19 protein-coding genes are annotated in these 21,171 nt (G+C 59.2%); 9 read left to right on the forward strand and 10 right to left on the reverse strand.

Annotated features, from left to right (window positions below; all coding sequences use genetic code 11):
- Window positions 1–127 precede the first annotated feature (127 nt).
- On the reverse strand, window positions 128–2,407 hold the full coding sequence (locus FE702_RS16475; RefSeq protein ID WP_147127404.1) for an NADP-dependent malic enzyme: 2,280 nt from the start codon (window positions 2,405–2,407) through the stop codon (window positions 128–130).
- 150 nt (window positions 2,408–2,557) lie between these two features.
- Here FE702_RS16475 and FE702_RS16480 point away from each other — a divergent pair, with 150 nt between their 5' ends.
- Window positions 2,558–3,646: a cupin domain-containing protein gene (locus FE702_RS16480; RefSeq protein WP_147127405.1), complete on the forward strand. Its 1,089-nt coding sequence runs from the start codon at window positions 2,558–2,560 to the stop codon at window positions 3,644–3,646.
- Here FE702_RS16480 and FE702_RS16485 read toward each other — a convergent pair.
- Window positions 3,643–3,897 carry a DUF3072 domain-containing protein gene (locus FE702_RS16485; RefSeq protein ID WP_186827129.1) on the reverse strand — a complete coding sequence of 85 codons (255 nt, stop codon included), beginning with the start codon at window positions 3,895–3,897 and terminating at the stop codon, window positions 3,643–3,645. The genes FE702_RS16480 and FE702_RS16485 overlap by 4 nt on opposite strands.
- Window positions 3,898–4,010: 113 nt before the next feature.
- Between FE702_RS16485 and FE702_RS16490 the strand changes: the two genes are divergently transcribed.
- The 6 genes from FE702_RS16490 to FE702_RS16515 all read left to right on the forward strand — a co-directional run bounded on the left by FE702_RS16490 (window position 4,011) and on the right by FE702_RS16515 (window position 9,896).
- On the forward strand, window positions 4,011–4,415 hold the full coding sequence (locus FE702_RS16490) for a cytidine deaminase (RefSeq protein ID WP_147127407.1): 405 nt from the start codon (window positions 4,011–4,013) through the stop codon (window positions 4,413–4,415).
- Window positions 4,412–5,719: a thymidine phosphorylase gene (locus tag FE702_RS16495; protein ID WP_147127408.1), complete on the forward strand. Its 1,308-nt coding sequence runs from the start codon at window positions 4,412–4,414 to the stop codon at window positions 5,717–5,719. The genes FE702_RS16490 and FE702_RS16495 overlap by 4 nt, the downstream gene beginning before the upstream one ends.
- Window positions 5,719–6,909, forward strand: a complete 1,191-nt coding sequence (locus tag FE702_RS16500) for a phosphopentomutase (RefSeq protein ID WP_147127409.1) — start codon at window positions 5,719–5,721, stop codon at window positions 6,907–6,909. The genes FE702_RS16495 and FE702_RS16500 overlap by 1 nt, the downstream gene beginning before the upstream one ends.
- Entirely contained in the window at window positions 6,906–7,883 is a 978-nt protein-coding gene (locus tag FE702_RS16505; protein WP_147127410.1) for an adenosine deaminase, read from the forward strand. The genes FE702_RS16500 and FE702_RS16505 overlap by 4 nt, the downstream gene beginning before the upstream one ends.
- On the forward strand, window positions 7,880–8,509 hold the full coding sequence (upp, locus tag FE702_RS16510) for a uracil phosphoribosyltransferase (protein ID WP_147127411.1): 630 nt from the start codon (window positions 7,880–7,882) through the stop codon (window positions 8,507–8,509). Before FE702_RS16505 ends, upp begins: the two co-directional genes overlap by 4 nt.
- Window positions 8,510–8,573: 64 nt before the next feature.
- Window positions 8,574–9,896, forward strand: coding sequence for an SPOR domain-containing protein (locus tag FE702_RS16515; protein ID WP_147127412.1), 1,323 nt, complete (start codon window positions 8,574–8,576; stop codon window positions 9,894–9,896).
- Between the two features lie 2 nt (window positions 9,897–9,898).
- Here the strand turns inward: FE702_RS16515 and FE702_RS16520 are convergent, their stop codons facing one another.
- The 6 genes from FE702_RS16520 to FE702_RS16545 all read right to left on the reverse strand — a co-directional run bounded on the left by FE702_RS16520 (window position 9,899) and on the right by FE702_RS16545 (window position 16,139).
- Window positions 9,899–10,918: a hypothetical protein gene (locus FE702_RS16520; protein WP_147127413.1), complete on the reverse strand. Its 1,020-nt coding sequence runs from the start codon at window positions 10,916–10,918 to the stop codon at window positions 9,899–9,901.
- 120 nt (window positions 10,919–11,038) lie between these two features.
- Window positions 11,039–11,278: a hypothetical protein gene (locus tag FE702_RS16525; protein ID WP_147127414.1), complete on the reverse strand. Its 240-nt coding sequence runs from the start codon at window positions 11,276–11,278 to the stop codon at window positions 11,039–11,041.
- A gap of 25 nt (window positions 11,279–11,303) precedes the next feature.
- Window positions 11,304–12,356 carry a hypothetical protein gene (locus tag FE702_RS16530; RefSeq protein ID WP_147127415.1) on the reverse strand — a complete coding sequence of 351 codons (1,053 nt, stop codon included), beginning with the start codon at window positions 12,354–12,356 and terminating at the stop codon, window positions 11,304–11,306.
- Window positions 12,353–12,763 (reverse strand): DUF4383 domain-containing protein, encoded by a 411-nt coding sequence (locus FE702_RS16535; RefSeq protein ID WP_147127416.1) that lies wholly within the window; start codon window positions 12,761–12,763, stop codon window positions 12,353–12,355. The genes FE702_RS16530 and FE702_RS16535 overlap by 4 nt, the downstream gene beginning before the upstream one ends.
- Window positions 12,760–14,247: an FAD-binding oxidoreductase gene (locus FE702_RS16540; protein ID WP_147127417.1), complete on the reverse strand. Its 1,488-nt coding sequence runs from the start codon at window positions 14,245–14,247 to the stop codon at window positions 12,760–12,762. The genes FE702_RS16535 and FE702_RS16540 overlap by 4 nt, the downstream gene beginning before the upstream one ends.
- A gap of 263 nt (window positions 14,248–14,510) precedes the next feature.
- Complete coding sequence (locus tag FE702_RS16545) at window positions 14,511–16,139, reverse strand: AMP-binding protein (protein ID WP_147127418.1); 1,629 nt, start codon at window positions 16,137–16,139, stop codon at window positions 14,511–14,513.
- A gap of 80 nt (window positions 16,140–16,219) precedes the next feature.
- Between FE702_RS16545 and FE702_RS16550 the strand changes: the two genes are divergently transcribed.
- Both FE702_RS16550 and FE702_RS16555 read left to right on the forward strand, forming a co-directional pair.
- Window positions 16,220–17,113, forward strand: a complete 894-nt coding sequence (locus tag FE702_RS16550) for a DMT family transporter (RefSeq protein ID WP_186827130.1) — start codon at window positions 16,220–16,222, stop codon at window positions 17,111–17,113.
- A complete protein-coding gene (locus FE702_RS16555; RefSeq protein ID WP_147127420.1) occupies window positions 17,110–17,763 on the forward strand; it encodes a sulfotransferase family 2 domain-containing protein in 654 nt (217 codons plus the stop codon). The genes FE702_RS16550 and FE702_RS16555 overlap by 4 nt, the downstream gene beginning before the upstream one ends.
- A gap of 602 nt (window positions 17,764–18,365) precedes the next feature.
- Here FE702_RS16555 and FE702_RS16560 read toward each other — a convergent pair.
- Together FE702_RS16560 and FE702_RS16565 are read right to left on the reverse strand one after the other, a co-directional pair.
- A complete protein-coding gene (locus tag FE702_RS16560; protein WP_147127421.1) occupies window positions 18,366–20,561 on the reverse strand; it encodes a 3-hydroxyacyl-CoA dehydrogenase NAD-binding domain-containing protein in 2,196 nt (731 codons plus the stop codon).
- A 92-nt stretch (window positions 20,562–20,653) separates the two neighbouring features.
- Window positions 20,654–21,124, reverse strand: coding sequence for a hypothetical protein (locus tag FE702_RS16565; RefSeq protein ID WP_147127422.1), 471 nt, complete (start codon window positions 21,122–21,124; stop codon window positions 20,654–20,656).
- Between the last annotated feature and the right edge of the window lie 47 nt (window positions 21,125–21,171).

Below are 21,171 nucleotides of genomic sequence, written 5' to 3' on the forward strand. Positions count from 1 at the left end.
GCGATCAAGCGTGGATGCGCCCTTGTTCGCGCCAACAGGGAAATATGTCGCGGACCTTTGCAGCGATTTGCAGCTGAATTTTGCAAAGAAGCGCCTGTAGGTGCAGGCGCTTTGCAGAGTTTGCAATCTAGCCGTAATGCGCCACCGGTGTGCCCGCCAGCGCAGTCATGTTGAGCAGACCGCGTGCGGTGATCGACGGAGTCACGATGTGTGCGCGGTTGCCCATGCCCATGAGGATCGGTCCAACCTCAAGACCGCCTGCCTTCATCTTGAGGATATTGCGGACGCCGGATGCAGCATCAGAGTTTCCAAAGACCAGCACGTTGGCCTGACCTGTCAGGCGCGAGTCCGGGAAAATGCGCGCACGCAGTTCCGGGTTGAGCGCGGTTTCGACATGCATTTCGCCTTCATAGACGAAGTCGCGGTCTTCGCTATCCAGCAGGTCCAGCGCTGCGCGCATCGTGCGCCCGGTACCGCAATCCTGATCGCCGAATTGCGAGCGGCTCATCAAGGCAATGTTCGGGGTGATCCCGAAGCGCCTGACGTGGCGAGCGCAGCCAATGACCGTTTCGCAAATCTGCTCTGGCGTCGGCTGATCGTGAACATGCGTGTCGGCGAGGTAGAGCGGCCCATCCTCTAGGATCATCATTGATAGCGCACCGACAGGGTGCAATTGATCCGTCCCGACCTGTCCGGTGCCAAGGCATTCCGTTAAGTATTTCAGGTGCCAGTGATACTGACCGAAGGTGCCGCAGATCAGGCTGTCGGCCTCTTCGCGGTGGACCATGACCGCGCCGATGGCTGTGGTGTTTGTCCGCATAATCGCGCGGGCGATGTCGGGCGTCACGCCACGGCGTGCCATCATCGAATGATAGGTACCCCAGTAGTCGCGGTAACGCGGGTCATTATTTGGGTCGACGACCTGAAAGTCGCCAGGCCGAATTTTGAGACCAGCGCGCTCACAGCGTTGGGCAATCACGTCGGGACGGCCGATCAGGATCGGTTGTTCGGTCAAATCCTCCATCGTCGCCTGAGCGCAGCGCAGCACACGCTCGTCTTCGCCCTCGGCAAATACGATCCGGCGCGATGATGTTGCAGCGGCTTCGAAGACCGGGCGCATGATCAGGGCCGATTTGAAGACCGAGCCGTCGAGGTCGGCCTTGTAGGCCTCAAGATCCGCGATGGGTTTCGTGGCTACACCGCTCTCCATAGCGGCACGGGCCACGGCGGTGGCCACAACCCCCATGAGGCGCGGGTCGAATGGTTTAGGGATCAGGTAATCAGCCCCGAATGTCAGCTTTTCACCAGAGTAAGCGGCGGCTGCCTCGGCAGATGTTGTTTCGCGGGCCAGTGCTGCGATGCCTTCGATACAGCCCAGCTTCATCGCGTCGTTGATTTCGGTCGCGCCCACATCCAACGCGCCTCGGAAGATGAACGGGAAGCAAAGGACGTTGTTGACCTGATTGGGGAAGTCGCTGCGGCCAGTCGCAATGATGGCCTGTGGCGCAACTTCGCGGGCGGCTTCTGGAAGGATTTCGGGTGTGGGATTGGCAAGCGCGAAAATGATGGGACGGTCGGCCATTTTGGCGACCATGTCAGGCTTCAGCACGTTCGGGCCCGAGAGGCCAAGGAACAGGTCCGCGCCTTCGATGACGTCGTCCAGGGTCGCGGGCGTTTTGCCTTGGGCGTATTCCGCCTTCTGCGGGGTCATGTCGTTTTCTCGGCCTTCATAAACAAGGCCTTCGATATCGCAGAGCCAGACATTTTCGCGTTTGACGCCCAGTTTCAGCAACATGTTGAGGCATGCGATCCCGGCTGCCCCGCCGCCGGTCGAGACGATCTTGATATCCTCAAACGCTTTGCCCGCAACGCGCAGCGCATTTGTTGCCGCCGCGCCGACGACGATGGCGGTGCCATGTTGGTCGTCGTGGAAGACAGGGATGTTCATCCGCTCATTGCAGAGTTTTTCCACAATGAAACAGTCGGGGGCCTTGATGTCTTCGAGGTTGATGGCCCCAAAGGTGGGCTCTAGCGCGCAAACGATATCCGCAATCTTTTCCGGATCGGACTCATTTAGTTCAATGTCAAAACAATCGATATTGGCGAATTTCTTGAATAGGACCGCCTTACCTTCCATCACGGGCTTGGATGCCAGCGCGCCGATATTTCCAAGGCCCAGAACAGCTGATCCATTGGTCACAACCGCTACTAGGTTACCACGTGCTGTGTAGTCTGATGCGCGGGCCGGATCGGTGTGGATGGCGCTAGAAGCTTCTGCAACGCCGGGCGAATAGGCAAGAGCCAGGTCGCGCCCGTTGGCCAATGGCTTGGTTGCGCGGATTTCGAGTTTGCCGGGCTTTGGCTCTTGATGATAGCGCAGAGCCGGGCTGTCAAAGTCGCTGGCCATGGCTGTTCTCCCCAATATTGTTTAACGTTGAACTATTTTGTTTCGGACCCAAAGTCCACGATGGTTGCGCAAACGATGGCACGGCTGATGTCACGCCACCCTTGATCCCCATTTCGAACCGCCGCAAAACCGGTCGCAAGAGGAGATGCAATGCAGAATATCCGCGCCGAAGTGTTACTGCCAACGCAAGAGCTGCGGGATGATATCCCGTTCTTCACCAAGACGCTTGGCATGCGCATGGATGAGATTTTTCCTGCGGACGATCCCAGCGAAGCTGTGTTTTCAGGTCATGGCTTGAGGGTGCGCGTGCGTAAGGGAGCTGAGGTTGCGCCGGGTGTCCTTCGCATTCTTGCCGACGACCCGATTCTGATTGCCGATGGCGCAACCGAACTCACCGCGCCGAACGGGACGCGCGTTGAAATCGCTCCCTTGGCTCCACCGGTGGTTATGCCAGAAACCGAACATGCGTTTGTCGTACGGCGTCTTGCGGATCAGGCCCCATGGGTCGTGGGGCGCGCGGGCATGCAGTATCGCGACCTCATCCCATCGCGGCTTGGCGGGTCCATCATTGCAAGCCACATCCGCATTCCGGACGCGGGACCTGTGCCGGACATGGTGCATTACCACAGCGTCGGATTTCAGTTGATCTTTTGCTACAAAGGTTGGGTTGATCTTGTGTACGAGGATCAAGGTGAGCCGTTCCGCTTGCACGCCGGAAACTGCGTAATCCAACCGCCCGAAATTCGGCACCGTGTGCTGTTTGCGAGCGATGGACTGGAAGTGATCGAGATTGGCGTTCCGGCTGAGCACATCACGACCATTGATCATGACATGGAATTACCGACGCCCACGTTTCAGCCGGATCGTGAATTTAACGGCCAGCGCTTTGTCCATCATCGCGCGGACGAGGCCGAGTGGGAGCCGTTCCGGCTGCCCGGCTATATCAGCCGCGATACGACAATCTACGCGAACACCAAAGGTGTGGCAGGGGTGCATGTCATCAAGCCCGGGCAGGGCGCGCCAGAGTGGACGCGCCATGACGGTGACATCTTGTTCAGTTTCGTGATGGCGGGGGAGATGACCTTGCAGGGACAGGGCCAAGAGGCGCAACGGCTGTCCGCCGGAGATGCTTTTGTCGTGCCACCGGGGCTGCCGACATTGTACGACAGCCCCAGCGCTGATCTCGAGTTGCTTGAAGTGGCTTTGCCGGGCGCGTTCACCACTGAGGTGGGGTCTTAGAGAAGCGGCTTGCCCGCTTGCCCGTCACCATCAACATCGGTGCCTGTCTTGCGCTCAAGCTCTTGGATTTTGGCTTCGGCCTCGGCCTCGCTGATGCCGTCGAGAAAGGGCTCATCGGCTTTTTTGCACAGCGCTCTGAGATGGTCGGCCTGCAGGCTTGTCATCGGTTTGGTGTCGCTCGCGTTCGAGCCACCTGCAGTGGTCATGCCAATCCTGTCGATGGCAGCGGCGGCGCGGATATTGCTAGTCATGTCGGCTCCTTTCGTTTGCCTGTTGGGTAGAAAACGTCCCGAGGGTGACGAAGGTTCCCGCTTGATCATCCGGGCGCGTATCCGCACGATGGTGCGGACGGAAAGGACCATTGATGACATCGACCGACCTGATGGAAGCCGCACGCACGGTGCGCGAAAATGCCCATGCGCCCTATTCGAATTTCAAGGTCGGAGCCGCGATCCGCGGGAAATCGGGAAAGGTCTATGTCGGGTGCAACGTGGAAAACGTGGCTTATCCGCAAGGCACCTGCGCCGAAGCTGGGGCAATTGCGGCCATGGTGGCAGCAGGAGAGACCGAGATTGCCGAAATTGCCGTGATTGCGGGCAGCCCCGAGCCTGTGTCGTGCTGTGGCGGATGTCGCCAAAAGATCGCTGAATTCGCGGCAGGCGATGTTGTTGTGTCGATGGGCACAACCGGAGGCAATACGATGACAGCCACGGTTGCCGAACTGCTGCCGGGGGCGTTTGACCAAAGCTATATGGGTGGGTCCAAGTGACTGTAGACGCCCGTCAGTTGCTGGACGGTTTGCGCCAGGGCCGCAGGCCCGATGCGGCGTCGCTTGAGGCCTTTGTCATGGGGTTGGCCAGCGGTGCTGTTTCTGACGCGCAAGCTGGTGCCTTTGCCATGGCGGTCTGTCAGCACGGGCTGGGGGATGATGGCCGGGTCGTCTTGACCCGCGCGATGCGTGACAGTGGCGCGTTGCTCAATTGGGATTTGCCAGCGCCTGTTGTGGACAAACACTCGACCGGCGGCGTTGGCGACGCGGTGTCATTGGTTTTGGCCCCGTTGTTGGCGGCCTGCGGCGTATACGTCCCGATGATCTCTGGCCGGGGTCTTGGGCATACGGGTGGTACCTTGGATAAGCTGGAAGCGATCCCGGGTCTCACAACTCAGGTCGACGAGGTGGCGCTCAAACACATCGTGCGGTCTTGTGGAGCGGCCATCGTAGGTGCGACTGCTGAACTCGCGCCTGCAGATAAGCGGCTTTACAAGGTGCGCGATGTGACCGGGACGATTGCGTCGATGGACCTCATCACCGCGTCGATCCTGTCCAAGAAACTCGCAGAAGGTCTGGGGGCGCTGGTGCTGGACGTGAAAGTCGGGTCTGGCGCGTTCATGAAAACCGAAGCCGAGGCACGAGAGCTTGCAACCTCGCTTGTTGAAACCGCAAAGGGCGCGGGGTGCCCGACGACGGCGTTGGTCACCGATATGTCCCAGCCTCTTTTGCCTGCTCTTGGCAATGCGCTTGAGGTGGCAGAGGTGCTAGCAATCCTGCGCGGGGATGCAGCAGGTCCGCTGGTCGAGGTTGCAATTGCGTTGGGGGCAGAGGTCTTGCAATCGGCGGGTGTCGCCGCTTCCGAGACCGAGGCAAATGTCGCGCTGACCCATGCTTTGCGGTCAGGGCAGGCGGCAGAGCGGTTTGCCCGGATGGTGGCGGCACAAGGCGGGCCTATGGATTTGATTGACCGGCCTGAGCAGTTGCCCGTCGCCCCAGTGGTTTATGCCGTGACCGCGCAGGCGGATGGATTTGTCACCGCAATGAACGGAGAGGCCTTGGGTCATGCGGTCGTTTCACTTGGTGGCGGCCGCAAGGTCGAGACCGATGTGATTGATCCAGCCGTCGGGCTGAGTGATGTCCTGCCTCTGGGCGCACCTGTGCAAAAAGGAGCGCCGCTTGCCCTCGTTCATGCTGCCGATCAAAACAGCGCCGAGGCGGCCGCGCATGCCGTTTCACAGGCCATCACGGTGACGGGTGCGCGCCCGGGGCTTCCCGATCTTGTGCGCCAGAGGATCAGCTGATGGCGCGCGCGTTTTTGATCGTGATGGACAGCGTCGGGGCTGGCGGAGCGCCGGATGCAGCAGACTTCGGTGATGAGGGTTCCAACACGCTTGGGCATATTGCTGCGGCCTGCGCTGCGGGCAAAGCCGAAGACGGACGCTCAGGTCCGTTGAATGTACCTGTCATGGCCTCGCTCGGCTTGGGCGAAGCAGTGCGCATGGCGTCTGGCATGGACATGGGACTAAACGCGCCGACGCGCGGGGCCTACGGGGCCGCAACCGAGGTGTCGCCCGGCAAGGACACGCCATCGGGCCACTGGGAATTGGCCGGACTGCCAGTGCCGTGGAATTGGCATTTTTTCCCTGATGCAGAACCGGCATTTCCCGATGACATTGCCGCGCTGGCCTGCCGAGCCGCCGGAGTGAACGGGATATTGGGCAATTGCCATGCCTCCGGCACTGAGATCATCGACCGCCTAGGCGCAGAGCATCTGCGAACAGGTTATCCGATCTGTTATACATCTGCCGATAGCGTGTTTCAGATCGCAGCCCACGAAGAGCATTTCGGCTTGGAGCGGCTCTTGAACATGTGCAAGGCGATGGCGCCTATTTTGCACGAAATGAAGGTTGGTCGCGTTATCGCGCGCCCATTTGTCGGAGAGCCGGGGGCCTTCGAACGGACGACCAATCGCAAGGATTTTGCCATCGAGCCACCCGGGCCGACGCTGTGTGATTGGGTTCACGGCGCGGGGCGCGGTGTGCAGGCCATTGGAAAGATTGGAGATATCTTTTCGATGCGCGGAATTGATACGGTTGTCAAAGGATCCGACGCCGCGCTGATGGAGCATCTGCAAAAGGCGGTTGCGGATGCAGCCGACGGGTCGCTGACCTTTGCCAATTTTGTCGAGTTCGACACCAACTATGGTCACCGGCGTGACGTCTCGGGCTACGCCCGCGCGCTTGAGTGGTTTGATGGGGCGCTGGGTGCCGTCATGGACGATTTGCGCGAAGGCGACCTCCTGATCCTGACGGCGGATCACGGCAATGACCCCACATGGCACGGCACCGAACATACACGTGAACGGGTGCCCGTCTTGATGGCTGGTGGTCCGGCGGGGCCCCTGTCGCCTATGGGTTTTGTCGATGTTGCTGCGACAATTGCGGATCATCTGGGGGTTCCCTCACAGGGGCCGGGACGGAGCGTTTTATGAGCTGGAAAGAGTTTCCGAAGGTTGAACTTCACCTGCACCTCGAAGGGGCAGCGCCGCCTGCGTTTATCCGTGGGCTTGCAGCGGAGAAAAAGATCGATCTGACAGGCGTGTTCGATGAACACGGCCACTATGCCTATCGCGACTTTGATCATTTCCTGAAAGTCTATGAGGCCGCGACCGAGGCGCTCAAGACCCCGGACGATTTCAAACGATTGACGCAAGCGGTGCTTGAGGAATTGGCCGAGCACAATGTCGTCTATGCCGAGACGTTTGTGTCGCCGGATTTCTGTGGCGGCGGCGATGTCGGGGCATGGCGCGAATACTTGGCCGCGATGCAAGAGGCGCATGTCGACGGCGTGACGCTCAAGGGCATCGTGACCTGTATCCGGCATTTCGGTCCAGAGCAGGCCAAGACAGCAGCTTTGTGTGCGGCCGAGACCCATGGCGATTTCATCCTGGGCTTTGGCATTGCAGGGGCCGAATTGGTCGGCACGGCGCGCGACTATCTTTGGTCCTTTGATTGCGCCCGTGAGGCCGGGTTGCGGCTGACGGCCCATGCAGGCGAATGGGGCGCGCCGGACACGGTGCGCGCGACTTGGAAGGATTTGGGCGTCGAGCGTCTGGGTCACGGTGTCAGGGCATCTGAGGACCCGGCGCTGGTGGATGATTTGGCCGAGACCGGTGTCGTGCTTGAGGTCTGTCCAGGATCGAATGTGGCGCTGGGCCTTTACCCCGATGTTGCCCATCACCCAATCGCCCGGCTGCGTGACCGAGGCGTGAAGGTTACGGTGTCTACGGACGATCCGCCCTTTTTTCACACCACCATGACCAAGGAATTCGAAAATCTCGAACGTGCTTTCCGATGGGGGGCAGAGGATTTTGATGCGTTGAACCGGACTGCTCTGGAAGCAGCGTTTTGTGATGATGAGACCAAGGCGCGTGTCGCCAAGCAGCTTGATGAGGCCACACCATGAAAGATGTCACCGTTGTTGATCACCCGCTGGTCCAGCACAAATTGACGCTGATGCGGCGCAAAGAGACGTCGACAGCCGAGTTTCGGCGTCTGTTGCGCGAGATTTCTCAGTTTCTTGCCTATGAAATCACGCGCGAGTTGCCGCTGACCAAGCGCACGATTGATACGCCACTGCAGGAGATGGAAGCCCCTGTTTTGGCGGGTAAAAAGCTGGCGCTGATTTCGATCCTGCGCGCGGGGAACGGGCTGTTGGACGGGGTGCTGGAATTGATCCCGTCGGCGCGGGTCGGTTTCGTCGGGCTCTATCGCGACGAAGAAACGCTGAAGCCTGTCGAGTATTACTTCAAGGTGCCTGACAGCCTGAATGAACGGGTGACGATTGCGGTTGATCCGATGCTGGCTACGGGCAACTCATCAGCGGCTGCGATTGATAAACTGAAAGAGGCCGGTGCGACTGACATCCGGTTTCTGTGTCTACTGGCCGCGCCAGAGGGCATTGCAAGGATGCAGGAGGCGCATCCGGACGTCAGCATCGTCACCGCAGCTGTGGATGAACGTCTCAATGAGGTCGGATATATCGTTCCCGGCCTAGGGGATGCGGGCGATAGGATGTTCGGCACAAAATAGCCACATTCGCTTTACTCGTTAGGGGAATTGGTGCATCTTTCCGCAAGATATTGTGGGGAGAGCTATGGGTCGTCTGTCTGTCGCATCCGTTCTGTTGATGTTGAGCTTTGGAATGGCTGCGCCTCTAGGGGCAAAGTCACTGTCCGAGGCCGAAAACCCCACAGAATTTCCGCCGTCTGACTACAATGGCCGCCAATATGTGGACAGCTCAGGCTGCGTCTATGTGCGCGCTGGTTTTGACGGCAACGTCAAATGGGTGCCACGGGTCACGCGTCAGCGTCAGGTCGTCTGTGGCCAAACCCCGACATTCGCACGTGCAAAGCCTGCGACGGTTGCACCTGCGCCGCGTCCGGCTGCGGTCGCCAATCGCCCAGCCCCCGTTGCCGCGCCCCCACGGCCAACGCCGCGTACAGCCCCCGCACCTCAGCGGCGAGTAGCGCAAGCCACGCCGCGTCCGACACAGGCCCGCCGTGTTGCAGCGCCCCAGACCCTTGCCGCGCCTGCGATTGAGATCGTTCGCGCGCCGCACCCACCCAAAGCAGGCACCAATGCAGCGCGCGGTTGCTCCGGCGGCGATGCGCTGACCCAGCGCTATACCAATCCCGGCGCGCGCTGCGGTCCACAGACACAAAGCCCATCGGCTGGTTTCCGTGTTGTGCAGGGTGGCACGGCGCTTGCCGGATCGCAGGGAGGCGTCATTCAGATCACTGGCGCGAATGGCGTGAAACGGGTGGTGCCGGTCGCACCGAAGGTGCCCCATGGTTTCCGCCCGGCTTGGGACGACGGTCGTCTGAACCCATTCAGGGGCGTGCCGACCTATACAACAAGCCCGAACGTCGCGCAGGGCGGGCCGATTGTGATCGCTGGTGCGCCCGGGTTCCAACGCGGGACCTCCGGCACCGATCACGGGTATGATTTGGCTTGGACCAAGACCCCGCCGCATCTGTTGTTTGACCGCCGGTCCGGGCTGGTCGTCGGGCATGAATTCCCGCAACTGAAATATCCAAATACATCTGTGGCAGCGGCTGGTGGCGCAGCGACCAAAACGGTGACACGGCGCGCAGGCACAGTTGTTTCGACCAAGGCCGCCCCGCGTCCTGCACCCAGCATCGCGCCATCGGTCGCACCGCGTCAGGCGGCGGTCGTGGCTCCCACGCTGGCGCACCGCCACATTCAGGTCGCGACCTATGCCTCAATGGCCGCCGCTACGGCAGACGCTCAGCGTCTGGCCAATGCCGGATTGCCAACGCGGATCGGGAAATACACACGCGATGGGCAGCGGCGTCAGGTGATCGTGCTTGGCCCGTTCACCAATGCGAGCGCACTAAATTCGGCCCTTGGGACCGCGCGCTCCTATGGGTTCTCGCAAGCGTTTAGCCGGAAATAGCTTTACTCGGTTTCGCAGATGCCTTGCAGGCTGATCCATTCGCCATCGCTGAGAAGCGGTGTCGTTTGTGTTTCGTAAAACGGGTCAGCCTCGATCAGATCAAGAGTGGTTTCGCCTGTGACATCCTTGGCCAAGGCATAAGGGCGCGATGACACTTCGGCGGTCTTGAAGGTTTCGAGCAATGCAGCAGTCGAAGCAGGCGGGTCCGAGCGCAACAGAAGGTATTCTGCATAGGCGTCCAAGGTCTCAGACGCAATTTGGCCGGTGGTCAAAAGCTGAACGGTGCTCCAGGTGCCGGTTGCCTCCAGCATTTGGCGTAGCGGATCATTGCTGGCTGCGGATGCAGCGGCGGCGATGGCGTATCCTGCTGGGACGGCGGGATCGTCATGATCTTCGATCGTTTTGCGCCCCATGGCGATGGTGCCCCCGGGTAGGACGCGGGTGGTCTCCGGACCGGACCTAAGAACGAGTAAAGTGTGATCCCCTGACGGCAGGATGCGGGCGTTCAGCTTGGACAGGGCCACAGCCCCGAAGGGCTCGGCGCAGGGCTGACCCGTGAGGCGGATGACGCGCGTCTGAAGCTCTTGCCCGATATCGGCGCGTTTGACCTGTGGTACGACGGTGGTTGCATGGTTGACCAAGGCATCGGGCAACCACCACAGCCCCAGATAACCCACAGTTGCAAAGCTGGCAGTGAGCAGAAGCCACCGCAGACGTCCAGGGCGTGGGCGCGCGCGGTCAATGCTGCGTTGCACCTTTTCGATGGCGTCGATCATGTCCGTGTCGGCGAGTTCGATCGTCTCGGCCTCTGTGCCGTCGGGACTAAACAGTGCAGGAAGATTGCCGGGGTTCACCCTGTGAACGGCAGCAAGCGACCAATGCGTCAGCGCTTGGCCTGCGCTGTCCGATAAGACCAACGTGGCTTTGCCAAAGGAAACGCCGACCTCACGCCGCTGCGCCTCTGGGCCAGAGCGCCAGAGGCCGACGGTCTCTAACCGTTCGAATTCCTTGAGTGCTGTCATGTCGGGCTGCTCTGCCTCTATTTCCAGCAGAGTATCGCAAATTGCTGCATCTCACAATGGAAGGGACAATGGGAAAGGGCCGCCGTGCCATAGTGTTTTTCTCAGGCCCTGACGGTTGGGTCAGATGCAGCCGGTCATCCGTGCGGGCAGCACGATGAACGATCCGTTTTGGTACAGTCTGCGTGCCAGATCGCCCTCGGTTGAGGCAAGGGTTACCGAAAACCGTGTGGCATCCAGGATCGCGACATCTGCGGCCATCGTCGAGATTAGGTCATCATTTGGAAAAAGGACCAGAACGGCAGGTGCCGCATCGCTTATAAGCGTGACGCCTACAAGGAGGCCAAGCCAGCCGACGACCATGCAAAAAGATGCGAACAGAATACCCCTAATAGTCATGGATATGCTCTAGCCGTGAGGATGTGCTTTTGATCCCGCGAAGGTCGTTTGCAAGCTCACGCACTTTGGTCAGCACCACATGCCGATGATCTTCAAAGCCTTGCCGCGCAGAACTGAAGATCGCCTTTGGATGGCTGGGTTCGTGCGAGATAATTGTGAACATGATGTCATCATTGCCTGCGATTTCGACAAAATCCACACCGGCTTGGGCCATGTCACGCATCAGATGGGTCAGCGCCCGGTAGCGGATCGTTTCAATCTGAGTGCCACGTTCGGTAGGCCCAATGACCCGCACACCTTCGAACCCGGCAAGCATGTCGTCAGTCGCTCCGGTGACGATCATCCTGAGCGTCAACTCATCTGCGCCAACCTCGGCGACGGCGGCAGCTATGACATCGGCATAAGCGGCTTTGGCACGGTATTCGAGACCAAGGGCCATACGGCGTTCCCGGTCGCGGAACCCGCTGGTTGCCGTGTCGCTCAGCGCCTGCGCATCGGCTGCAAAGTCCCATTTGTACCACGGCACCTGTCTTAGGAAGATGGCGTAATCAGTGGCCTGCTCCGCCGAGAGATCATCAAGCGCAGCCCGCTCCGGTCCACAAATAGCGGCGGAAAGGCGTCCCAGTGTTTCCTCGTACATGGCCTTCGCCAAGAGCTCGGCCGTGAAGCTGACTCCAATGACATAAACCAGTTGTTTGGTGTCACCGTCTACGGAACCAAGCTGTCCGGATGCTTTGGAAAGCGCACAGTTGGCGCGCCAGAAACCACGGATGGCAGCAAGGTAATCGAACTGATGCGGATCACCTGAAGAAATGACATGCGCGTAGTCTTCGTAAGCATGGACGATATGCCATTCCGGATAGGTCATCAGCGTGCGCGTCTCCAACCGGTGCTCTGTCGGGTCGGTCAGCGATGTATAGGGGGTTGGCTCACCTTCTGCTCGGCACATGATTTCGGAATAGGCCACAGGCGACAGAAGGCCCGCTGCGACGAGCAGCATGAGGGCAACCAGCCTGATCGCCCAACGCCAAAGCGACCTCATGCGGGCCGACCAATATTGCGCACACCCGCCCACAGAGCGATGCCACCCAAGATGAGATGCGGTGCATTGGCCAGAACGCGGCCTAGCGACAGGTTCATACCCTCGGACGCATTGGTGAAGATGCCGAGGTCAAGATAGCCGTACCCGGTGAAAAAGCCGAAGACGCCGTCGCCGAGATAAGCCAGACCAAAGAGCAGCATGAACATGCGCGCGGCCCGGTGTGACACCAGTGCCGCAACAAGCGCCCAAAGTGCCGAGGCCACGTGCAGAGCGTCATCATAGATATCGAGCGCGAATATCCCGAACGCACGACCCTGTGCATCGGTCAGTCCCGGCACATAGTTCAGGGAGGCCGCGATCAGGAGCGCGCCGACATAGGCGAGGCATAGTTTCTGCATGGATGTCATAGCGGCTCCAGATAGGTGTCCCAGAAGTTGCTGCCGAGGATCGTGGTTGGATCAAGCGCGCGTTTCTTCGCGGCGAACTCTGCGGCTGCGGGGTAGACGTTGGTGAATTGATCCAACCGGGCATGCGGCCGATAGGGCAGGTAATACGCCCCGCCATCCGCTGCGATACGGTCGATCAGGGCCTGTGTCATTCGTTTCATGTCCGCTTCCGCGCGTTGGGTCATTTCCTGACTAAATGACATGACCGCCGCGATCCGCGGTGTGGTCGCGTAAGCCAATTCGCTTTGGTCGTCTTGGGCGACATAGCGGAGGGTGACGTTCAAGAACTCTTGGTAGGACGCCGGTATAATCTCGCGGCAGGCCTGCAGAAACGGCTCAAAGGCATCAAAGCTGACGAAGTATTCGTGCAAGATGTCGGTGCGGTCGGGATTGCGGTCATCGAGTGTGACGACCGGTTCATTGATCAGCGAATTGCGCGTGACCGCGCCGCCGCCGATCATTGGACCCAAGGTGGTTTCATTCCACCAACGGAACGACTTCATGGTCTCGTTGCCAAGCTGCGCCCGATAGAGTCGGCTGGCCAAATGTGACACCCAACCCGAACCTGACGCAGCCGGAAGATCAGATTGATCGTCGGAATGACGAAAAGTCACAAGCAGCCCCTTTTCAAAAAAGGAGCTGCGTTCGACGTTGAGCCGTCCATAGGCCATGCCAACACTTGGGTCGGATACCGCTGCCTGAAAGGCGGAGGGGAATGCACTGGCGTCCATCTCCGCAAAGCTGGGTGTCAGGCGCGTGTTGGGCACCATGTCGACTTCAAGGTCGATGATGACCCCGATCAACCCGTATCCCCCCATGGCGAGGTTAAAGAGATCGCTGTTTTCGGTTGGCGAACAGGTCACCAAGTCACCGGATGGCAGGATCATCCTGAGCGCGCGAACGGTGACTCCCATCGGACCAAAGGGGACGGGCCAGCCGTGGGCATTGACCGAGAATGTCGCTGCGACGCCAAAGTCGTTGTTCGATTGCATGACAGCGGGCGACCATCCCATCGGATCGAGCGCAGAAATGACCTGCGACCACCGTGCACCTGCGTGAACGCGATAGGTTTGGGCGGCTGTGTCGATCTCGATATTGCCATTGTCCAAGGTCACGGCTGTGCCGTTCCTCGGAATGGCCTGTCCGCCCATGGAATGCCGCGCTGCGCCCACGTTAAAGGGGCGGCCTTCAAGACCGGCATCAGCCATTTCCTTGCGAATTGCTGCGATGAGAGTGTCACCGGCATCGTCGGAGAGCGTCAGGTGCTTGTGGATCGGTGTCGCTGACAGCCCGCTCGCGTCGTTGAGTACAGGGCCTGCGTGGGTCGCGTTTGCGGGGCGTGTGCCATCAAGAACAGGAAGGTCGCCGCCCAGTGTACGTGCAGCGCCCCAACCCACAGCCGCACCACCAAGAGCGAGCGCCGAGCGCCGTGTGAGTGACTTCATGGTTCGCGTGCTCCGGCATTGTCGTTATCACCGCGCAATTCACAGGGCCTTGTGAGACCGGGTTAAACCAACCCCATGGCCGCACCGGGTTTCTGCGCTTTGCTGAGTGTCACTTTTGCATGCGACCGGCCCGGCTCAAGTGCGGTTTTTCTGACATTGTAATGCGCACAGGAATGCATAGGCCCTGCGTGAGTTATGCAAGGCTATGATTTGATTTGGTTTTTTGAGGGATTCATCTGCGCAGGAGCGCAGATGTTCCGTGTTCAGGCCATCTCTTTGGCCTGCGTGCGTAGTTCAAACTTCTGGATTTTGCCCGTGGATGTCTTTGGCAATTCCTGGAAAACCACCATCTTGGGTGTCTTAAAACCGGCCAGACGTTCACGCGCAAAGGCGATGAGTTCCTTGTCCGTGACCTCCGCGCCGTCCTTGAGTTCGACGAATGCACAGGGCACCTCGCCCCATTTGTCGTCGGGCTTTGCGACAACTGCACATAGCGACACGGCGGGGTGGTGCATCAGGATGCCTTCGACCTCGACCGAGGACACGTTTTCGCCGCCTGAGATGATGATATCCTTCGCGCGGTCCGCGATCTGGATATAGCTGTTGGGGTGTTGCAGCGCGATGTCGCCCGAGTGGAAATAACCGCCTGCAAAGGCTTCTTCGGTCGCTTCGGGGTTCTTGAGATACCCTTTCATGACGGAATTGCCGCGCATAACGATTTCCCCGGTCGCCTGACCGTCCTGCGGAATCTGTGTCATGTCTGATGAGACGACAGTGATGTCCTCCATCATAGGGAAGGCGACGCCCTGCTGTGCTTTGATCGAGGCCTTTTCGTCAGGGGCCATTGTGTCCCAATCGCCGTCCCAAAGGCATTCGGTGACGTGGCCGTAGGTTTCCGTCAGGCCGTAGACCTGAGTGACGTTGAAGCCGAGTTTCTCGATGGCAGCGAGGGTTGCTGCGGCCGGCGGTGCGCCTGCGGTGAAGACTTCGACTGTGTGATCAAAGGGACGACGGCTGTCTTCAGGTGCGTTGACGATCAGGTTCAAGACAATAGGTGCACCGCCGAAATGCGTGACGCCGTGATCGGCAATGGCGTCATAGATGGCGTTGGGGGTGATATCGCGGCAGCAGACAACGGTGCCGCCAAGGACGGGCATCATCCAGCTGTGGTTCCACCCATTGCAGTGGAACAGTGGCACGATGGCAAGGAACTTGGGGTTCAGCGTCATGCGCCAGCTGATGACCGTGCCCATGGTCATCAGGTAGGCCCCGCGATGGTGGTAAACGACGCCCTTGGGCCGGCCCGTGGTGCCCGAAGTATAGTTCAGCGCGAGGCTTTCCCATTCATCCTCTGGCATGATCCAGTTGAAATCCGCATCGCCGGTCGAAAGGACCTCTTCGTATTCCGGATAGCGCCCGGTGGCCGGAAAACCTGCCCCCGCATCGGCGACCTCGATGATTTTTGGGGCGTCACCTTGCATGGCGTCGATCGCGGCTTCGGCGAGGTCCATGAATTGGGTATCGACCAACACGACCTTGGCTTCGCCATGGTCGAAAATGTAGGCCACGGTCGCCACATCGAGGCGGATGTTGATTGTGTTTAATACAGCGCCGGTGGCAGGCACGGCAAAATGTGCCTCGACCTGTGCCGGAATGTTTGGAAGCAGAGTGGCGACCACGTCCCCCGGTTTGACACCCATGCCGACCAGCGCAGAGGCCATGCGGGTCACCCGGGTGTGGTAGTCGGCGTAGGTGGTTTCCTTGTCCTGATAGACCAACGCGGTCTTCTTTGGGAACACCTTGGCCGCACGACGCAAATGCGACAGGGGTGTCAGCGGAACGTAATTCGCTGCACGCTTTTCCAGTCCGCGCTCATCCTGCAACCAACCCATGTGACCCTCCCGTTGATCTTTGGCTTTGATGTGTCGTTATGAGGCTTGCGACGCCAAAGTCAAAGCGCGAAAAGGCGGCTGTGTTGACGCGTACTGAAATGGTTTCTCAGCCGATGACGGCAGCCGGTCTTACTGTTGGGGCCATGTTTCTGATTGCGGTCAGCGACAACGGCACTCCGGCGGTCGCGGAGCATATCGGTCTTTGGCAGTTTCATTATTTACGGTCGTCCATAGCGCTCGCTGTTCTGGCGGCGATGGCAAGTGTTCTTGGCTGGTCTCTAGCGCCCGCAAACTGGCGCGGTGTCACCGCCCGAGGCGGGCTGCACGCCATTGCTATGGTGATCTATTTTGGTTGCGCCGCCTTTCTGCCGGTGACGCAGGTTTTGGCAGCCTTGTTCACAGCGCCGTTGTTCCTGCTTCTTTTGGGGGTGTTCGAAGGCAAACGGCCCGATGCCGGTCGCTTTGGGCTGACACTGCTTGGCTTCATGGGGTGTCTGGCCGTGGTTCAACCGGATTTCTCGACGCTGGGCCTGATATCTGCCGCCTCTTTTGTCGCCGCGATCTTTTACGGGTTGGGCAATTCGGTCACCTCAACGTGGTGCCGGGATGAAAGCCCTTGGGTCATGGTTGGCGTTTACCTCGCGATCCTTGCCTTAGTCGGGGCCATCGGGTTGCTGCTGACACCAGGCGGCGACAGTTTTCTGACACGGTCTTGGGTGCAGCCGCCGCGCCATGTCTGGTTCATCCTTATCGGACAGGCTGTTGCATCCTTGATTGCGTTGGCGATGCTGACGCGGGCCTATCAATTGGCGACACCGACCTTCACCGGCGCGTGGGAGTATTCTGTTCTGATCCTCGCAGCGATCGTTGGATATGTTCTGTGGGGACAAACCGTTAATTTCGCAGCGGTGTTGGGCATCTGTACGATCCTGATCACGGGCTTTGTGCTGGCGTTAAGGGGGGATCCAACGTGATCCTGTCGCGTGGGCGCGGCTATCTGTTCATCCATATCCCCAAGACCGGGGGCACGTCGCTTGCGCTTGCGCTAGAAGAGCGGGCCAAGGCGGATGATGAAATGCTTGGTGACACACCCAAAGCCCGCAAACGGCGCGGGCGGTTGAAGGGGGTAGAGGTCGCCGGGCGTCTTTGGAAACATTCGACGTTGCGAGATCTGCGAGGTTTGGTCACCGAAGATGATCTCGACACACTGTTCATCGTGACACTTGTGAGGAACCCGTGGGATCGCTGTGTCAGTTATTATCATTGGCTTCGTGATCAGACCTTTGATCATCCAGCGGTTAGCCTTGCCAAAGCAGAGGCTTTCAAGGGTTTCCTGACAAGCGCGCATACACAAGCTACGCTGCGCTCCAACCCATATGCAAGCTACGTCACGGACTGGCACGGTCAGCACCGCTGTGGGTGTTATATCCGGCTTGAGCACCTTGCAGATGATTTGCAGGCATTTGAGGATCATCTGGGCTTTGCCCTCAACGTGCCGCACGTGAACCAATCAGAGCGTGAAAGCGACTATCGCGCTGCCTATGACGATTCGACACGCGATTTGATCGGCGAGATTTGCGCCGATGACATTGCGCGCTTTGGCTACAAATTCGATTCAGATTAGGGCCGTTTTTTAAAACAATTCAGGCCCATCACTGGCGATTGACCTGCCTCAGGCATCAATGCCGCAAACATGCCGAAATGCGGGCCAAGGTCTGACGCAGCCCAAGAGCCAAGTATGCCTGTCGCCCAAGCTGCCCGGGCGAATTGTTTTGATAATGAGTTTGCAAGGGAGAGGACCATGTTTCAGCGGATTTGCGCGATGCATTGGCCCTTGCACGTCATGGTCATGACGTCGTCGCCGGGCAGAGCATGCTTATCATCAGTGCGCGGCGCGCTTGGGAATGAGAGGCCCCAAAGCGCGCCCGCTGATGACGGGTTTGCCCGGTCGGCTTGGTTTGGGCGTTTGTCCGAACCAGCCACACCGGGGTCCGACGTGTCTGCCGGCCCACTGCTTGCGCAATTGACCGCGCAGAAGGTGTCACAGCAGAGAACCCCGACACCCCATGTCAGACCCCATTGGGCCAGAGGTCATACCCCACTATCGGCAGATGAGCCGACGCCATGACCTGATGGCCCGCTGTCCCTGTACTTGCAGGTGGATTGGGCAAAAAAGGGGCGGTCCCTGATCGGGACCGCCCCACCATCATTCAGATGTCAGCCGGTTTATTCAGCCGCAATCGCCGGTTGGAAGCGGCTGTAAAAGGTCTCAGACCCGTCGGCCAAATCCTTGAGCAACTGAGGTGTCGCGAAGCGGTCGCCGTAGCGTTCGGTCAGCTCTGCGGTGCGCTCGACAGCGTAATCCGCGCCAATCATGTCGAGCCATGACAGTGGACCGCCGGACCACGGGGCAAAGCCCCATGCAAGGATCGCGCCCACGTCACCTTCGCGGATGTCCATCAGCACATCTTCTTCCAGCGCGCGGACTGCTTCGAGCGACTGGATCATCAGAAGGCGATGTTGCACTTCGATCAGGTCGGGTTGCTCGTCGGCCACTGGGTATTTGGCCGCGAGACCTTCCCACAGGCCCTGACGTTTGCCCTTTTCATCGTAGTTGTAGAAGCCCGCGTTCGACTTGCGGCCAAGACGGCCCTCGTCGAACATCCAGAAGATGACTTCGTCGACTTCGCCATCTGGATAGGCGTCGCCCATCGCGGCCTTGGTCGCCTTGGCGATCTTGGCCCCCAGATCAATCGAGGTTTCATCAACAAGCTGCAGTGGCCCCAACGGCATGCCGACCATACGCGCTGCGTTCTCGATCAAGGCAGGTTCAACACCTTCCTTCACCATGCGGATGCCTTCGTTGATGTAGGGGATGATGCAGCGGTTGCAGTAGAAGAACCGCGCATCGTTCACGACGATAGGTGTCTTGCGGATTTGGCGCACGTAATCCAGCGCCTTGGCGGTTGCTCGGTCGCCGGTTTCCGCGCCTTTGATGATCTCGACCAGCATCATCGACTGCACTGGGCTAAAGAAGTGGATGCCGATGAACTGATCCGGTTTGTCCGACGCCTTGGCCAACTCGCTGATTGGCAAGGTCGAGGTGTTGGTGGCGAAGATGCAGTCATCGCCCACGACCTTGAGCACGTTCTTTGTGACTTCGGCTTTGACGCCCGGATCCTCGAACACGGCCTCGATGATCAGATCACAGCCTTCGAGCGCGGCATAATCGGTCGTCGCGTTGATGCGCGCGAGATTTTCGTCCTTTTTCTCTGGCGTGATCTTCTTGCGGCTGATGCCTTTATCGAAATAGTCGGCTGCGTAGGCTTTGCCTTTGTCGGCCGCTTCCTGTTTTTGGTCGATCAGCACAACGTCGATGCCAGCCATTGCCGATACCAACGCGATGCCCGCGCCCATCATGCCCGCGCCCATGACGCCGACCTTTTTGACCGATTGATCCGGCACTCCGGCAGGACGCACAGCGCCTTTGTCCAGCGCCTCTTTGTTGATGAAAAGGCTGCGGATCATGGCAGAGGAACTTGGGTTCATCAGCACGTTCGTGAACCAGCGTGCCTCGATTTTGACAGCGGTATCAAACGGCACCATCGCGCCTTCGTAAACCGCGCTCAGCAGGGCCTTGGCTGCAGGGTAGACACCCATCGTATTGCCGTTGACCATCGCGGAGGCACCCACAAAGGTCATGAAACCGGCGGGGTGGTACGGCGCACCACCGGGCATTTTCCAGCCCTTCTCATCCCAAGGTTTCACGATTTTCGGCTCGGACAGCACCCACTCTCTTGCCGCTGCGACCGGATCATCGACGACCTCGTGGATCAGACCAGAAGACTTGGCTTTCTTTGGGTCCAGCATTTTGCCTTCGAGCAGGATCGGGGCCGCCGCCATCGCACCCAGCATCCGGCTGACACGCGTGGTGCCGCCTGCGCCGGGGAAGATGCCGACCTTGATCTCTGGCAGGCCAATCTTGGCCTTTGGGTTGTCGGCACAGAAAATACGGTGACAGGCCAGCGGCAATTCCAAACCGATGCCCAGCGCGGTGCCGGGCAGGGCGGCCGCAATAGGCTTGCCGCCCTTGTTGGTTTTCGCGTCCATACCCGCGCGTTCGATTTTGCGGAGCAGGTGGTGGATATCCATGATGCCGTCGAACAGACCCTTGGCCGGGTTGTCGCCTGCCATGTCCTTCATCTTGGCGATGATGTTGAGGTCCATCCCACCGGCAAAGCTTCCTTTCTTGCCGGATGTGATCACCGCGCCCTTGATGGCGTCATCCGACAGAACCTGGTCGATCATCTTGTCGAGATCGAGAAAGCCCTGTTCGTTCATCACGTTCATGGATTTGCCCTGGGTATCCCAGGTGATCATTGCGACGCCGTCGGCGTCCACGTTCATGCTGAAATCAGACATCTTTGGTTCCTGTCTTGCGAATGGCTTAGATTGATTGCCATCCTGTGTGGGTCTTTGAAGGTTGCGCCTCCATGACCCACAGTTCGTGCAAGTCAGGACGCGATTTGTTGTCGTCTTTCGATGGCCGTTTCGCTCACCAAGCCATCAGCGATTTGAAGGGCATCAAACGGCCAGGTGCCGATCTCGAGCGCGTTCGTGACTTCGGCAATTTTCCAACCGGTCTCGCCGCGCTCAAGGATAAGTCGGCTGGCAATGGGGTCCGCTTGAGCAACACCATCCGCCATCATGTAAGCCACATGGTGACCACGGATTTTGTTCTCGGTCAGAAACTCTGCGCATTCGACGACGCGTTGGATTCGCTCAGCGCCAAATTGAACAAGTGTCTCCCGCAAGCCGTCCATGACCGCGATATGCTGTTCCCGCGTGGTGACGTAAAAGTCCTTCTTCTCAGTGTGGACTTTGTGTGGGAACTCTACGATCTCACACCATAAGTCTGCGTCTCGCAGGTTTATGGCATGATCCATCTTGTTCAGAATGTCGTTGTAAACACGAAAGGCTGGCACCGTACACCTCATAGCTAACGCCAAGTAAGATGCGTGGTTGAGGCTGA

The sequence above is a fragment of the Shimia ponticola genome, from assembly GCF_007995215.1.
GTDB lineage: Bacteria > Pseudomonadota > Alphaproteobacteria > Rhodobacterales > Rhodobacteraceae > Shimia_B > Shimia_B ponticola.

What these genes read in the sequence shown, in the direction of transcription:
- FE702_RS16475 (WP_147127404.1), bottom strand. Translation starts at nt 2,407, where the DNA reads ATGGCCAGCGACTTTGACAGCCCGGCTCTGCGCTATCATCAAGAGCCA.
- FE702_RS16480 (WP_147127405.1), top strand. Translation starts at nt 2,558, where the DNA reads ATGCAGAATATCCGCGCCGAAGTGTTACTGCCAACGCAAGAGCTGCGG.
- FE702_RS16485 (WP_186827129.1), bottom strand. Translation starts at nt 3,897, where the DNA reads ATGACTAGCAATATCCGCGCCGCCGCTGCCATCGACAGGATTGGCATG.
- FE702_RS16490 (WP_147127407.1), top strand. Translation starts at nt 4,011, where the DNA reads ATGACATCGACCGACCTGATGGAAGCCGCACGCACGGTGCGCGAAAAT.
- FE702_RS16500 (WP_147127409.1), top strand. Translation starts at nt 5,719, where the DNA reads ATGGCGCGCGCGTTTTTGATCGTGATGGACAGCGTCGGGGCTGGCGGA.
- FE702_RS16505 (WP_147127410.1), top strand. Translation starts at nt 6,906, where the DNA reads ATGAGCTGGAAAGAGTTTCCGAAGGTTGAACTTCACCTGCACCTCGAA.
- upp (WP_147127411.1), top strand. Translation starts at nt 7,880, where the DNA reads ATGAAAGATGTCACCGTTGTTGATCACCCGCTGGTCCAGCACAAATTG.
- FE702_RS16515 (WP_147127412.1), top strand. Translation starts at nt 8,574, where the DNA reads ATGGGTCGTCTGTCTGTCGCATCCGTTCTGTTGATGTTGAGCTTTGGA.
- FE702_RS16520 (WP_147127413.1), bottom strand. Translation starts at nt 10,918, where the DNA reads ATGACAGCACTCAAGGAATTCGAACGGTTAGAGACCGTCGGCCTCTGG.
- FE702_RS16525 (WP_147127414.1), bottom strand. Translation starts at nt 11,278, where the DNA reads ATGGTCGTCGGCTGGCTTGGCCTCCTTGTAGGCGTCACGCTTATAAGC.
- FE702_RS16530 (WP_147127415.1), bottom strand. Translation starts at nt 12,356, where the DNA reads ATGAGGTCGCTTTGGCGTTGGGCGATCAGGCTGGTTGCCCTCATGCTG.
- FE702_RS16535 (WP_147127416.1), bottom strand. Translation starts at nt 12,763, where the DNA reads ATGACATCCATGCAGAAACTATGCCTCGCCTATGTCGGCGCGCTCCTG.
- FE702_RS16540 (WP_147127417.1), bottom strand. Translation starts at nt 14,247, where the DNA reads ATGAAGTCACTCACACGGCGCTCGGCGCTCGCTCTTGGTGGTGCGGCT.
- FE702_RS16545 (WP_147127418.1), bottom strand. Translation starts at nt 16,139, where the DNA reads ATGGGTTGGTTGCAGGATGAGCGCGGACTGGAAAAGCGTGCAGCGAAT.
- FE702_RS16560 (WP_147127421.1), bottom strand. Translation starts at nt 20,561, where the DNA reads ATGTCTGATTTCAGCATGAACGTGGACGCCGACGGCGTCGCAATGATC.